This window comes from Afipia clevelandensis ATCC 49720 (assembly GCF_000336555.1).
In the GTDB taxonomy this organism is placed as follows: domain Bacteria; phylum Pseudomonadota; class Alphaproteobacteria; order Rhizobiales; family Xanthobacteraceae; genus Afipia; species Afipia clevelandensis.
On record NZ_KB375281.1, the window covers coordinates 3,327,668 to 3,340,920 of the forward strand.

Below are 13,253 nucleotides of genomic sequence, written 5' to 3' on the forward strand. Positions count from 1 at the left end.
ATGCTTGTCCCAAGAATTGATCTTTCGGCATGATCTTTGTGCGAAAACCGGTTCCGACTTTTCGGAATCATCCCACCGTTGCAGCGATCTTCGCGACAAGCGCGTCAGCGACCTCCTCTTTCGTCATCACCGGCCAGGAATCAATAGCGACATCAGCCGCCACGTTGGCTTTATCCAGCGTCAGGACATGGACGGTATTGCGGTCGCCGCCCATCACGCCGGAGGCAGGGGAGACATCGTTGGCGACGATCCAGTCGCAGCCTTTCCGTTTGAGTTTCGAGGTCGCGTTCTCGATCAGGTGCTGGGTTTCGGCGGCAAAGCCGATCACCAGAGGCGGGCGATTCTGCTTCAGGTTCGAGACCGTGGCGAGAATGTCGGGATTTTCCACGAGTTGAAGCGGCGGCATGCCCGAGGACGTTTTCTTGATCTTCTGCTCGCCCGCATTGGCGACGCGCCAGTCGGCCACGGCCGCGGCGAAGATCGCGATATCGGCGGGCAACTGCGCCTCCACCTGCGTGAGCATATCGCGCGCCGATTCCACGCGAATGACGCGAACCCCTACGGGATCGTCGAGATCGACGGGACCTGAGACAAGCGTCACGTCTGCACCGGCATGCGCAGCAGAGGCTGCGATGGCAAAGCCCTGTTTGCCTGACGAGCGATTGGCGATGTAGCGTACCGGATCAATCGGCTCGTGGGTCGGGCCGGCGGTGATGAGAATCTTCTTTCCTGCGAGCGGGCCGGTAGCGGGCGGGCGCAGAATGGCGTCGGCGGCAGCGGCGATTTCCAAAGGCTCCGACATCCGGCCGACGCCGGCTTCATTGGCCTCGGCCATCTCGCCGGAATTCGGGCCGATGAAGGTCACGCCATCACGCGCGAGCTGCGCGACATTGCGTTTGGTCGCGGCGTTGGCCCACATCAGCGGATTCATCGCAGGCGCAACCAGTATCGGCCGATTGGTGGCGAGCAGGATCGCGGTGGCCAGATCGTCGGCATGGCCCTGCGCCATTTTCGCCATCAGATCGGCGGTCGCGGGCGCGACCACGATCAGGTCGGTGTCGCGGGCAAGGCGGATATGTCCGGCGTCGAATTCGCTCTGGGCATCGAACAGGTCGGTGTAGCAGCGCTCATCCGCCAGCGCGCCCGCCGTCAACGGGGTGACGAACTGCTGTGCTCCGCGGGTCATGACGCAGCGGACATGGATGCCGCGATCTTTCAGGCGGCGGATCAGGTCGAGCGCCTTGTAGGCCGCGATGCCGCCGCCGATGATCAGGGTGACGCGCGGCTTGTCTGTCGCAGGATGCGCGCGCTGCGGTCTGGCGGTTGATTTCACTTCGGGAACTTTTGGCGCTGTCCCGCCCACCGATCCTTCGGTCGCCTCACGCAGGATCATCCGCACCTCGTCCTCGACCGAACGCCCGGCCCGGGCCGCGCGCAGCCGGAGGCTGGCCTTGAGGTCTTCATCGAGCTTGCGGACGGTCAGACTGGCCATGGCGGGTCCCCTGAACTGATCGGGGGATGTTATCAAATGATATCATTGCAATCAAATCATGACTGCAATGCCATCACTGGCGGATAGTCCAGAGAATTCCGAGGAATGTCAGGGCGATGACCCAAAGAGCAAGGGTCTGCCAGCGGTTGCGTTTGGCCTCGGCCTTTCCGATGGCCTCGACCGTTTCGGGCGATAGCACCAGCCCGTCCCGGGTCATGGCGTCGAACTGGTTGAGGACCGCGACTGAGCGGGCGGCGATGGTCGGCAGTCCCGCCAGCACCTTTCCGAGGTCGCCTGCGCCATGGACCACGCCTTCGATCTGGCCGACCGGGCCGAGGTTGCGCGCGATCCATTCGCGCACCACGGGATCGGCGGTGGTCCAGATGTCGAGCTTGGGATCAAAGCCGCGCGCCACGCCTTCGACCACCACCATGGTTTTCTGCAGCATGATCAGTTCGGGCCGGGTGCGCATGTCGAACAGGCCGGTGACTTCCAGCAGCAGCGACAGCAGCTTCGCCATCGAGATTTCATCGGCGGCGCGGTTGTGAATCGGCTCGCCGATGGCGCGGATCGCCTGCGCGAAATTCTCGACCGAATGATGCGCGGGCACATAACCCGCCTCGAAATGCACTTCGGCGACACGGCGATAATCGCGGGTGATGAAGCCGAGCAGGATTTCGGCGAGGAAGCGGCGCTCCTTCGGGCCGAGCCGCCCCATGATGCCGAAGTCCACCGCGACGAGGCGTCCGCTATCATCGACGAACAGATTGCCCGGATGCATGTCGGCGTGGAAGAAGCCGTCGCGCAGCGCATGGCGCAGGAAATTCTGGATCACCTTGCGCCCGAGATCTGGCAGGTCGATCTGCGCGGCTTCGAGCTTGGCGCGATCGTTCAGCGCGATGCCGTCGATCCATTCCATCGTCAGCACATGATGACTGGTGCGGTCCCAGTCCACCGTCGGCACCCGGAAATCCGGATCGTCGCGGGTATTCTCCGCCATCTCGGAGAGGGCTGCCGCCTCGAGCCGCAGATCCATTTCCATCGCAACCGAACGCGCCAGCGTGTCGACAATCTCGATTGGGCGCAGCCGCCGCGCTTCGGCGGAGACGGCTTCCATCTGGCGTGCGGCGAACATGAAGTCGCCAAGATCGCGGCGGAATCGTCCGCCGACATTGGGCCGCAGCACTTTGACGGCGACAGTCTTGCGGACGCCATCCTTCTCGATTTCCGCGCGATGCACCTGTGCGATAGATGCCGCCGCAACCGGCTCGCCAAAGCTGGCAAAGACCTGTGCCACAGGCTTGCCGAAAGCATCAGCGACGACGGCTTCCGCCTGCGCCTGCGGGAATGGAGGCAGGCGGTCCTGCAGATTCTCAAGATCGCGAGCCATTGCGACGCCGACCACATCGGGCCGCGTGGCAAGGAACTGTCCGAGCTTGACATATGTCGGACCGAGCCGCGTCAGCGCGCGCGAGAGCTTTCCGCTGGACGCCGCGCCGCGCCGCTCGATCAGCCGCGCCATGCGAACCGCGAACTGTGCCTGCGGCGGCATGGCGGACGGATCGGCGAAACCGAACACGCCTTCGCGCGCGAACACATAGCCGGCGCGCGCCAGTCTCAGAATGTGAGTGATCGCAGAAATCACAAGCGCCAGCCTGAATGAAGCGCGACAATGCCGCCGGACATGATGTCGTATTTGACGCGGGAGAATCCTGCCGCGCGGATCATGTCCGCAAAAGCATTCGGTTTCGGAAACCGCCGGATCGATTCGACAAGATACCGATAGGACTCGGCGTCGCCGGTCACCGCTCGCCCGAGCTGCGGAATCACATTGAACGAGAACAGGTCGTAGATTTTATCAAGGCCGGGGACATCGACCGATGAGAATTCCAGACAGAGGAATCGCGAGCCGGGCTTGAGCACGCGATATGCTTCACTCAAGGCGAGCGGAATGCGCGGTACGTTGCGGATGCCGAACGCGATGGTGTAGGCGTCGAAGCTCCTGTCGGGGAAGGCGAGGGCTTCGGCGTTGCCTTCGACGAACGAGACCTGATGATCGAGATGCTGTGCCTCCGCGCGCTCGCGGCCGACAGCCAGCATTTCGGTATTGATGTCGCAGACGGTGGCCTGAAATCCGTGGCCCGCCGCCTTGGCCGCACGGAAGGAAATATCGCCGGTGCCGCCCGCGACATCGAGCAGGGCGAAGGGCACATCCGAGCGCGGCGGATTGAGCGCGGTGATCATCGCCTCTTTCCAGAGCCGGTGCATGCCGCCGGACATCAGGTCGTTCATCAGGTCATAGCGCTTCGCCACGCTGTGAAACACCTCGTTCACCAGCGTCTGTTTCTCGCCAAGCTCCACATCGCGGAAGCCGAAATGTGTCGTTCCGTCAGGCCGTTCCATACTCTGTCTGTCCAAGCGGCTTGTTGCGGCGGGACCATAGCCTGCCGCGCGCCAGCGCGCTACATACGTTGGCGTCATGCGCGGCCCGAGGCTTGACCGCAAGGTTAATATGCCGGGTCCTGCTATTTGATAATGGGTATCGGATGCCTGAACTCCCCGAGGTTGAAACCGTCCGCCGCGGCCTGCAGCCGGTCATGGAGGGGCAGCGGATCGCGCGCGTCGAGACGCGCCGCGACGGCCTGCGGTTTCCGTTCCAGAAGGATTTCGTATCCCGGCTGGAGGGCCACGTCGTGGCGGGGCTGGGCCGCCGCGCCAAATACCTGATGGCCGACATGGACAGCGGCGACGTGCTGTTGATGCATTTGGGCATGTCCGGTTCATTCCGTGTGATGCTTCCGGAAGGCGAAAGCACGCCGGGCGATTTTCACTATCCGCGCAGCGAAAACCGCACTCACGATCATGTGGTGTTTCACATGGTCTCGGGCGCGGTGATCTCGTTCAACGATCCGCGCCGTTTCGGCTACATGAAGATTATTCCGCGGGCGGAAATCGAAGCCGAGCCGTTGCTGCGCGGTCTCGGTCCCGAGCCGCTGGGTAACGAATTCGATGCCGCGATGCTGGCGCACGCCTGCGCGGGCAAGAAGACATCGCTGAAGGCAGCGTTGCTCGATCAGCGCGTTGTTGCGGGCCTCGGCAACATCTATGTCTGCGAAGCGCTGTTCCGCTCGCATCTGTCGCCCAAGCGGCAGGCTTCCACGCTCGCCGACCGCAAGGATGCGCCGACCGATCATGCCAAGCGTCTGGTCAACTCGATTCACACGGTGCTGAACGCCGCGATCAAGGCCGGCGGCTCGTCGCTGCGCGATCATCGACAGACCGACGGCGAGCTTGGCTATTTCCAGCATTCGTTTCTGGTCTATGACCGCGAGGGGGAGCCCTGCAAAACGCCGAAGTGCAAGGGCATGGTGAGGCGGTTCACACAAAACGGGCGTTCCACCTTCTGGTGCCCGGTCTGTCAGAAGTGAAACTCAACATCTCATGTTGTCATGCGCGGGCTTGACCCGCGCATCCATCAAAAGAGAATTTTTGAAAAGATGGATTACCGGGTCAAGCCCGGCAATGACGGATTATAAATTCGCCTGCGCCCGCGTTACTTCCGCACGCAGATCAGCCGCAGCACCGACGCCTTTGCATCGGACGGGCCTGACAAGATCGTCAGGCCTTTGGCTTTCAGGAAATCGCGCACCGCATCGGCTGGCACAAGCAGCGCCTGTGCGGGCAGCGGCGTCCCGGCGGACCCCGCCACCACAGCAGGCTTGAGCCGTGCCAGACCGGCGAACTTGCCATCGCCGTCGATAGCCGCTGCGCCGGAGAACCCGGGCGCGGGTTCAGGCGAGAGCGATGCCTCCGCGCCTGCGTGCGTTGCAGTCGCGGCAACAGACGTCACCGTGCTGCGCCCGCCCTGGCTTTGCGGATCGGCAATGCCGGTGAGCGTGACACCCGGCTTTGTTGCGCCGCTGCCAGCCATGGCCAGCGGCTTCAGTCCGCTCGCGCCGTAAATGCGCAACAGCGCGAGTTCGCGCGCCTCGTCATCGGCGACGCGGGTGGCGTTGCCATGGCCCGGGACGGCAATGGTCATGCAGCCTTCGGTCATCTGGCGGTCTGCGAGGATGGCGCCGTCGGCGCTGACGACGATGCCCGTTGCGTACTCCACCTTCTTGCGCGGCGGCGGCCCGGCCTGCGCCACGCCGCCGGGAAATGGATTGTAGGCGCTCGACATCGCCACCGTGACCGGGGTCATGGTGCCTTCGGTGGCCTGATCGTAAAGGATCGTGAGGGTGCGGACCTCATCGCCGCGTGTCTGGCCGCGGATGTAGAATTTCTTCAGGCCCTGCATGCCCGAGAGCACAAAGAAATCCGGCTTCACCACGCTGTAATCGACCTTGCGCGCGTTCAGCTTTCTCTCTTTCGCCGCCATGGTGGTTGTAGTCGCATTGGCTTCCTTGCGCCGCAGGAATTCGATCTGGATCGTGCCGGTGGCGGACGACCATTTGGTGCCGTTCACATCGCTGATCACCTGCGGCACCAGCTTCGACGGCAGGCCGACACGCGCGCCGCTGGTGGCGTCTGTCATGATCTTCCAGCCGACATTGTCCTGCAGTTTCTTTGCGTCGGCGCTCAGGGTGCTCCGTTCCTGCGCGTTCAGGACGCCGGTCTGCTTGGCGCCGTGATCTTTCTGAAAGGCCTTGATCGCCGCCACCATCCGTTCGCTGGCCTCGCCGTTGATCGCACCGTTGTAGAGGCTGATCCAGGCGAGATCGGACTGGATGGCAAGACGTTCGGCCTGCTCCATCGCTTTGGCGGTGTCGACCGGCGTTTGCACGGCCGGACGGATAGGCACTGTCGTCACCGGCTTGGGACTGACATGCGCCGGAGCCGGCCTGGGTTTCTGTTTGGCGGGCGTCTGGGCGCGCGCGGCGCCGGGCAGGGCGGCCATGGTTGCGGCGACCGAGGCTGCGGCGATCACAACGAGCGGCAATTTCATGAATGGTCTCGTAGCTGGGAACAGGCGCGATCAAGCATAGAGCATGATGCCGAAAAGGGGATACCGGTTTTCGGGCAGGATCACGCTCCGGTATGGTATGTCTGCGGCTGCGGCGCAGCGGTTCATCCCGGCCTGAGATAAAGTGGAACGAAGCCGATTCTGAATCGGCGCGCGAATGGAAACGACAACAGGCATGCTGACAACCGAAGAACTGGAGCGCTACGCGCGCCATATCGTGCTGCGCGAGGTCGGCGGTCCCGGTCAGGCTGCGCTGAAGGCGGCTCGCGTGCTGGTGATCGGCGCCGGTGGCCTCGGCGCGCCGGTGCTGATGTATCTCGCCGCCGCCGGCGTCGGAACGCTCGGCGTGGTCGATGACGACACGGTGTCGCTGTCCAACCTGCAGCGCCAGATCATCCATGCGACGCCCGATGTGGGACGTCCGAAGGTCGAGAGCGCGGCGGACAGGATTCGCGCGCTCAACCCGCATGTCATGCTGCGCACCCATGCAGTGCGCCTCAATGCGGCCAATGCTCTCGACATTCTCGGCGACTACGATGTGGTAGTCGACGGCTCCGACAATTTCTCCACGCGCTATCTGGTGTCGGACGCCTGCTATCTGGCGAAGAAGACGCTGGTTGCAGGCGCGCTCGGCGTGTTCGATGCGTCGCTGACCACGATCCGCGCGTATGACAGGGACGCGAACGGCAATCTCAACCCGACCTATCGCTGCCTGTTTCCGGAAGCGCCGCCGCCCGGCACCACGCCGACCTGCGAGGAAGCGGGCGTGCTCGGTGCGCTCGCCGGTGTGCTCGGGTCGATGATGGCGCTGGAAGCGATCCGCGAAATCGTCGGGTTCGGTGAAGGTCTTGTCGGTCGTCTGGTGATGATCGACGCACGCGCGATGCGGTTCGAGACGTTGCGCTATGCGCGCGATCCGTCAAACCCGCTCAATGGCGATTCGCCGGCGATCACGGATTTGAGCGGGCACAGGTAGGCGGTCACTTCTCCACGGCGTCATTGCGAGCGAAGCAAAGCAACCCAATGATTTGGATGGCTTCGTCGCTTCGCTCTACGCCACCCCCGGCAGCACGCGGTCCGGCGGCTTATGGCCGTCGAGGAAGGTGCGGATGTTGATCATCACCTTCTCGCCCATCTCGACACGGCCTTCGATGGTGGCGGAGCCCATATGCGGCAGCAGCACCACCTTGCCGGCCTTGGCGAGGCGCACGAGTTTCGGATTCACCGCAGGCTCTTTCTCGTAGACGTCGAGCGCTGCGCCGGCGATCTCGCCATCCTCGATCAGCTTGGTGAGCGTAGCCTCGTCGATGATTTCGCCGCGCGCGGTGTTGATGATGTAGGCATCCTTGCGGATCAGCTTCAGCCGCCGCGCCGAGAGCAGATGGAATGTCGCCGGCGTATGCGGGCAGTTCACCGAGATGAAATCCATCCGCGCCAGCATCTGATCGAGACTGTCCCAATAGGTTGCGCCCAACTCTTCCTCGATCTGCGGGGCGACCGGGCGGCGGTTGTGATAGTGAATCTGCAATCCGAAGGCATGTGCGCGGCGCGCCAGCGCCTGTCCGATACGGCCCATGCCGATAATGCCGAGGCGTTTGCCGCCGAGGCGATGGCCCAGCATCCAGGTCGGCGACCAGCCCGGCCAGTCCTTGCCCTCGGGAAGGATCGATGCGCCCTCGATCAGGCGGCGCGGCACCGCCAGCAGCAGCGCCATGGTCATGTCGGCGGTGTCTTCGGTCAGAACCTTCGGTGTGTTGGTGACCATGATGCCGCGCGCAAGTGCCGCAGCCACGTCGATGTTGTCGACGCCGTTGCCGAAGTTCGCGATCAGCTTGAGGCGGACATCGGGCTGACCCAGAATTTCGGCGGTGATCTGGTCAGAAACGGTCGGAACCAGAATGTCGGCGGAGCGGACGGCTTCGGCGAGCTGGGCCGGGGTCATGGGGGTGTCGTCGAGATTGAGCCGGGTATCGAAAAGCTCGCGCATGCGCGTTTCGGTGCTGTCAGGCAGCTTTCGCGTGACCACCACCAGAGGCTTTTTCTTACCCGCAACCATTCTCCAGAGGCCCCTCGATGTTGAGCGGATTCACCGTTCCGGACGCTTTGATCCGGCCGTTCAGTCGACATTAACCGGCCTGTCCGAAGGTAGGCATTCGTCGCCGGTCCGGTGAGCTTTTCGCAGCTTTTCAGGTGCTTGGCCCGTGGACTCTCTCTAGCAGAAGGCCGGGCCAAGACAAGAACCCAGGGCTTTTAGCCGTCGAGGTTCCTGAACGCGCGGGTATCCCGGACGGGGGAGCGGTGTGGGGCCGCGCAAGGGAATTTGTGATGGGTTTTGTTCGGAATTTCGCCTCGAAGAGTGCCTTGGGCTGCGCGATCTGGGCGGCGGCATGCGGGGCAGGCCTTGCCGCCAACGCGCCCGGCACGGCAAGCGGCCTGCCGGTGCCGCGATACGTCAGCCTCAAGTCCGACCACGTCAATGTCCGCGCTGGTCCCACCAAGGACCAGGATGTGACATGGATCTACACCCGCTCCGGGCTGCCGGTGGAAATCACAGCGGAGTTCGAGAACTGGCGGCGGGTCCGCGATTCCGAAGGCGCGGAGGGGTGGGTTTACCACTCGCTGCTGTCGGGCCGGCGCACGGCCGTCGTCACCATGAAGAAGAAGGACGATCTCGCGCCGATCTACGACCGCGCCGATGCAACCAGCGGAGTAGCGGCGAAACTGCAGGCCGGCGTTGTCGCGACGGTGAAGCGTTGCAACGAGGGCTGGTGCCGCATCGCCGGAAACGGCTTCGACGGCTGGATCGAGCAGCAGCGGCTGTGGGGCGTCTACGCCGATGAGAAGGTGAACTGAAGGTCTGGCGCCTTCACCGCGACTTCACAGACACAAATGAAAATGGCCGGGATGACCCGGCCATTTCATTGGAAAACTTGGTTTGGCGAAAAGCCGCTCAACGCTTCTTGCGCAGGCGCACGACCATGTCGACGCGGGCGATCTCGTAGCCTTCCGGAACCTGCGGCATCTTCTGCAGCATCAGGTGCTGATCGGGAATATCGACCAACTCATGGCTGCCTTCCATATAGAAGTGGTGGTGGGCGCTGGTATTGGTGTCGAAATAGGTCTTGGTGCCGTCGACGCTGACCTGACGCAGCAGGCCGGCTTCGGTGAGCTGGTTCAGCGTATTGTAAACGGTGGCGAGTGACACCGGCACCTTGGCGTGGGTCGCTTCCTCGTACAGCATTTCTGCGGTCAGATGGCGGCCGCCCTTGCCGAACAGCAGCCAGCCCAGCGCCATGCGCTGACGGGTCGGACGCAGGCCCACCGACTGCAACATTTCGTTGACGTCATGCCACGGACATCCGGTGAGCGCGGGCGCATGACCGTGGTGGCCGTGCGGGTCCTCGTGCTTGGTCTCGGCGATCACAACGTCATCCATCAGGTCACTCATACGCATGGGGCAGCGCACATCTGCCCGCCAAAAGGGTTTGTTGCCCTGAAGTATAGGAAAGGATGCAGTTACATGCAAGTTTTTCGCAACTGGAAGCCTTTGAAACCGGTTAAAAATGGCCCCGAATCGGGCGGTTAGGACCACTTTGACCCCCGGTTCGCCTATGTTAGAGGTCCGGCAATGCTGCCGCAGGACCGGCATGCCAAAACCAAGGGACCGCAATGAAAGACCGCCAGAACGGCTACACCTACGAAGAGCTTCTGGCCTGTGGCCGGGGGGAGCTGTTCGGACCGGGCAACGCCCAGTTGCCCCTGCCGCCCATGCTGATGTTCGACCGGATTACCGACATCAACGACAATGGCGGCGAGTATGGCAAGGGTCTCGTGCGCGCCGAACTGGATGTGAAATCGGACCTCTGGTTCTTCGGATGCCACTTCAAGGGGGATCCCGTGATGCCGGGCTGTCTGGGTCTCGACGCGCTGTGGCAAATGGTCGGCTTTTTTCTCGGCTGGTCCGGCGGGCCGGGGCGGGGCCGCGCACTGGGATTGAGCGAACTCAAGTTCACCGGTCAGGTTCTGCCGAACGTCACCAAGGTCGTGTACACTATCGACGTGAAGCGCGTGATGCGCTCCAAGCTCTGGCTGGGCATCGCAGACGGAACGCTGTCGGCCGATGATGAGATCATCTATCGCGCCAAGGATCTGAAAGTCGGCTTATTCCAGCAGGACGCCCCATTGCAGCCGGGAACGTGATGCAGGGTTGGTGAGCTCACGAGACTGAGCTTCGGAATTGCCGGATACAATCCCGGCGCGGGCAGGCGAAGGCGCTGATTTCAAGAGCGCAGCAACTAAGGGCGAGGAAACATGAGGCGGGTTGTGGTCACGGGGATGGGCATCGTCTCTTCCATCGGAAACAACACTCAGGAAGTGCTTGCGAGCCTCTACGATGCCAAGCCGGGCATCACCCATTCGGAAGACTATGCCAAGCTCGGTTTCCGCTCGCAGGTGTTCGGCCGGCCGACGCTGAATCCCGCCGATGTGGTCGATCGCCGCGCGATGCGTTTTCTCGGCGAGGGCGCGGCGTGGAATCACGTCGCGATGGAGCAGGCGATCCGCGACTCGGGGCTGGAAGAATCCGACATCGTCAATCCGCGCACCGGCATCATCATGGGTTCGGGCGGTCCCTCCGCGCGCGCCATCGTGGATGCCGCCGACATCACCCGCACCAAGGGACCGAAGCGGGTCGGTCCGTTCGCTGTACCCAAAGCGATGTCGTCCACCGCCTCCGCAACGCTCGCGACCTGGTTCAAGATCAAGGGCGTGAACTATTCGATTTCTTCGGCCTGCGCCACGTCCAATCACTGCATCGGCAATGCCTACGAGACCATCCAGGTCGGCAAGCAGGACATTATCTTCGCAGGCGGCTGCGAGGATCTGGACTGGACCATGTCGGTGCTGTTCGACGCCATGGGCGCGATGTCGTCGAAATACAACGACACCCCGGCCACGGCCTCGCGCGCGTACGACGTCAACCGCGACGGTTTTGTCATTGCCGGCGGCGCGGGCGTTCTGGTGCTTGAGGAGCTTGAACACGCCAAGGCCCGCGGCGCGCGGATTTACGGCGAGATCGTCGGCTATGGCGCGACCTCGGACGGTTATGACATGGTGGCGCCGTCGGGCGAGGGCGCCGAGCGCTGCATGCGCATGGCGATGTCCACCGTCAATACCAAGATCGATTACATCAATCCGCATGCGACATCGACGCCTGCGGGCGACCCGCCGGAAATCGGCGCGATTCGCGCTGTGTTCGGTGCAGGCGACAGGTGCCCGCCGATCGCGGCGACCAAGTCGCTGACCGGGCATTCGTTGGGTGCAACCGGCGTGCAGGAAGCGATCTACTCGCTGCTGATGATGAACAATGGTTTCATCTGCGAGAGCGCGAATATCCAGGAACTCGATCCGGCCTTCGCGGACATGCCGATCGTGCGCAAGCGCATCGACAACGCCAAAATCAGTACGGTGCTCTCGAACTCCTTCGGCTTCGGCGGCACCAACGCGACGCTGGTGTTCAAGCACGTCGATGCCTGATGTCATCCGTCTCCTCTCGCTGGCTCGGCGCGCCCGCGTAAGGCGCGCAGAGACATTTCAACAGTTTGAATTGGATTTTGCATGATTATCGAACCGCGTGTGCGAGGATTCATCTGCACCACGGCGCATCCTGCCGGCTGCGCTGCGAACGTCCGTGAGCAAATCGACTACGTTCTCAAGCAGGGCGCTCTCGCTGAGAGTCCCAAGCGTGTCGCCGTGCTGGGATGTTCGACAGGTTATGGCCTTGCGAGCCGCATCGTTGCGACGTTCGCCGGCGCCGCCGACACCATCGGTGTGTCGCTCGAGCGCGAGCCCACCGCGACGAGGACCGGCAGCGCGGGCTGGTACAACAACCGCGCCTTCGAGATCGAGGCGCGGAAGATCGGCCGCTCCCCGGTGACCCTCGAGGGCGATGCGTTCTCCGACGAGCTGAAGAAAGATTTCATCGCGCAGGTGCGCGAGAAGTTCGGCCAACTGGATCTGCTGGTTTACAGCATGGCTGCGCCGGTCCGCACCGATCCGGTGACCGGCAAGACCTATCGTTCGGCCATCAAGCCGCTTGGCGAGCGCGTCGAGATCAAGACGCTCAACACAGAGACGGGCGAAGTCTACGAGACCGGGCTGATGCCTGCGACCGAGGACGAGGCGGCTGCGACGGTCGCCGTGATGGGTGGCGATGACTGGAAGCGATGGATCGATCAGCTCGCGGATGCGGGTGTGCTGGCACCGGGCTTCCAGACGCTCAATTACACGTATATCGGCAGCGAACTGACCTGGCCGATTTACTGGAAGGGCACGCTGGGCCGCGCCAAGGTCGATCTCGACCAGAAGGCGGAGGCGATCCGCAAGCGCCTTGGACCGGATGCCGCGCGCGTTGTGGCCCTGAAAGCCGTGGTCACGCAGGCCAGCTCCGCAATTCCGGTGGTGCCGCTTTACGGCACGGTGCTGTTCAAGGTCATGAAACAGCTCGGGCTTCATGAAGGATGCATCGAGCAGATCGACCGCCTGTTCCGGACGCGCCTCGGCAAGAACACCGAACTCGACGATGAGCAGCGTATCCGGGTCGACGACTGGGAGCTGTCGCCGAAGGTTCAGGCCGAGGTGTCGCGCCGCTGGCCGCTGCTGTCGACGGAGACGATGGGCGAACTGGCGGACCTGGAAGAATACCGCAGCCAGTTCCTGCGGCTGTTCGGATTCGGCATCAAGGGCGTCGATTACGCCAAGGATGTCGATCCGCGCGTTGTGCCGGAATAAGCCCGA

Annotated in this window: 12 protein-coding genes; 6 read left to right on the forward strand and 6 right to left on the reverse strand. The window is 63.1% G+C overall.

Translation table 11 applies throughout. From position 1 onward, the window contains the following. Positions 1-67: 67 nt before the first annotated feature. The 3 genes from coaBC to ubiE form a co-directional block, all read right to left on the reverse strand. A complete protein-coding gene (coaBC, locus tag HMPREF9696_RS15945) occupies positions 68-1,492 on the reverse strand; it encodes a bifunctional phosphopantothenoylcysteine decarboxylase/phosphopantothenate--cysteine ligase CoaBC (protein WP_002714068.1) in 1,425 nt (474 codons plus the stop codon). 73 nt (positions 1,493-1,565) lie between these two features. Beyond that, complete coding sequence (gene ubiB, locus HMPREF9696_RS15950) at positions 1,566-3,137, reverse strand: 2-polyprenylphenol 6-hydroxylase (protein WP_002714069.1); 1,572 nt, start codon at positions 3,135-3,137, stop codon at positions 1,566-1,568. Beyond that, positions 3,134-3,895, reverse strand: coding sequence for a bifunctional demethylmenaquinone methyltransferase/2-methoxy-6-polyprenyl-1,4-benzoquinol methylase UbiE (gene ubiE / locus HMPREF9696_RS15955; RefSeq protein ID WP_002714070.1), 762 nt, complete (start codon positions 3,893-3,895; stop codon positions 3,134-3,136). The genes ubiB and ubiE overlap by 4 nt, the downstream gene beginning before the upstream one ends. Before the next feature lie 143 nt (positions 3,896-4,038). Between ubiE and mutM the strand changes: the two genes are divergently transcribed. Continuing rightward, positions 4,039-4,920 carry a bifunctional DNA-formamidopyrimidine glycosylase/DNA-(apurinic or apyrimidinic site) lyase gene (gene mutM / locus HMPREF9696_RS15960; RefSeq protein WP_002714071.1) on the forward strand — a complete coding sequence of 294 codons (882 nt, stop codon included), beginning with the start codon at positions 4,039-4,041 and terminating at the stop codon, positions 4,918-4,920. 125 nt (positions 4,921-5,045) lie between these two features. Here the strand turns inward: mutM and HMPREF9696_RS15965 are convergent, their stop codons facing one another. Next, a complete protein-coding gene (locus HMPREF9696_RS15965; protein ID WP_002714072.1) occupies positions 5,046-6,440 on the reverse strand; it encodes a serine protease in 1,395 nt (464 codons plus the stop codon). Between the two features lie 193 nt (positions 6,441-6,633). On the opposite strand from HMPREF9696_RS15965, the gene HMPREF9696_RS15970 reads away from it, so the two are divergent. Further along, complete coding sequence (locus HMPREF9696_RS15970) at positions 6,634-7,434, forward strand: HesA/MoeB/ThiF family protein (protein ID WP_002714073.1); 801 nt, start codon at positions 6,634-6,636, stop codon at positions 7,432-7,434. A gap of 75 nt (positions 7,435-7,509) precedes the next feature. Here HMPREF9696_RS15970 and HMPREF9696_RS15975 read toward each other — a convergent pair whose 3' ends face one another. Beyond that, positions 7,510-8,514 carry a 2-hydroxyacid dehydrogenase gene (locus HMPREF9696_RS15975; RefSeq protein ID WP_002714074.1) on the reverse strand — a complete coding sequence of 335 codons (1,005 nt, stop codon included), beginning with the start codon at positions 8,512-8,514 and terminating at the stop codon, positions 7,510-7,512. Between the two features lie 269 nt (positions 8,515-8,783). Between HMPREF9696_RS15975 and HMPREF9696_RS15980 the strand changes: the two genes are divergently transcribed. Beyond that, the gene (locus HMPREF9696_RS15980) at positions 8,784-9,311 is read left to right on the forward strand and encodes an SH3 domain-containing protein (protein WP_002714075.1); all 528 of its coding nucleotides are present in this window, start codon (positions 8,784-8,786) and stop codon (positions 9,309-9,311) included. 97 nt (positions 9,312-9,408) lie between these two features. Here HMPREF9696_RS15980 and irrA read toward each other — a convergent pair whose 3' ends face one another. Beyond that, positions 9,409-9,894 (reverse strand): iron response transcriptional regulator IrrA, encoded by a 486-nt coding sequence (gene irrA / locus HMPREF9696_RS15985; RefSeq protein ID WP_002714076.1) that lies wholly within the window; start codon positions 9,892-9,894, stop codon positions 9,409-9,411. Between the two features lie 233 nt (positions 9,895-10,127). On the opposite strand from irrA, the gene fabA reads away from it, so the two are divergent. The 3 genes from fabA to fabV all read left to right on the forward strand — a co-directional run bounded on the left by fabA (position 10,128) and on the right by fabV (position 13,247). Next, positions 10,128-10,658 carry a 3-hydroxyacyl-[acyl-carrier-protein] dehydratase FabA gene (fabA, locus tag HMPREF9696_RS15990; RefSeq protein WP_002714077.1) on the forward strand — a complete coding sequence of 177 codons (531 nt, stop codon included), beginning with the start codon at positions 10,128-10,130 and terminating at the stop codon, positions 10,656-10,658. A gap of 111 nt (positions 10,659-10,769) precedes the next feature. Further along, positions 10,770-11,993: a beta-ketoacyl-ACP synthase I gene (gene fabB, locus HMPREF9696_RS15995; RefSeq protein WP_002714078.1), complete on the forward strand. Its 1,224-nt coding sequence runs from the start codon at positions 10,770-10,772 to the stop codon at positions 11,991-11,993. 81 nt (positions 11,994-12,074) lie between these two features. Further along, on the forward strand, positions 12,075-13,247 hold the full coding sequence (fabV, locus tag HMPREF9696_RS16000) for an enoyl-ACP reductase FabV (RefSeq protein ID WP_002714079.1): 1,173 nt from the start codon (positions 12,075-12,077) through the stop codon (positions 13,245-13,247). Positions 13,248-13,253: the final 6 nt, after the last annotated feature.

Excerpts from the sequence above, each read along its gene's own strand:
- coaBC (WP_002714068.1), bottom strand. The coding sequence starts at position 1,492 with ATGGCCAGTCTGACCGTCCGCAAGCTCGATGAAGACCTCAAGGCCAGC.
- ubiE (WP_002714070.1), bottom strand. The coding sequence starts at position 3,895 with ATGGAACGGCCTGACGGAACGACACATTTCGGCTTCCGCGATGTGGAG.
- mutM (WP_002714071.1), top strand. The coding sequence starts at position 4,039 with ATGCCTGAACTCCCCGAGGTTGAAACCGTCCGCCGCGGCCTGCAGCCG.
- HMPREF9696_RS15965 (WP_002714072.1), bottom strand. The coding sequence starts at position 6,440 with ATGAAATTGCCGCTCGTTGTGATCGCCGCAGCCTCGGTCGCCGCAACC.
- HMPREF9696_RS15970 (WP_002714073.1), top strand. The coding sequence starts at position 6,634 with ATGCTGACAACCGAAGAACTGGAGCGCTACGCGCGCCATATCGTGCTG.
- HMPREF9696_RS15975 (WP_002714074.1), bottom strand. The coding sequence starts at position 8,514 with ATGGTTGCGGGTAAGAAAAAGCCTCTGGTGGTGGTCACGCGAAAGCTG.
- HMPREF9696_RS15980 (WP_002714075.1), top strand. The coding sequence starts at position 8,784 with ATGGGTTTTGTTCGGAATTTCGCCTCGAAGAGTGCCTTGGGCTGCGCG.
- irrA (WP_002714076.1), bottom strand. The coding sequence starts at position 9,894 with ATGGATGACGTTGTGATCGCCGAGACCAAGCACGAGGACCCGCACGGC.
- fabA (WP_002714077.1), top strand. The coding sequence starts at position 10,128 with ATGAAAGACCGCCAGAACGGCTACACCTACGAAGAGCTTCTGGCCTGT.
- fabB (WP_002714078.1), top strand. The coding sequence starts at position 10,770 with ATGAGGCGGGTTGTGGTCACGGGGATGGGCATCGTCTCTTCCATCGGA.
- fabV (WP_002714079.1), top strand. The coding sequence starts at position 12,075 with ATGATTATCGAACCGCGTGTGCGAGGATTCATCTGCACCACGGCGCAT.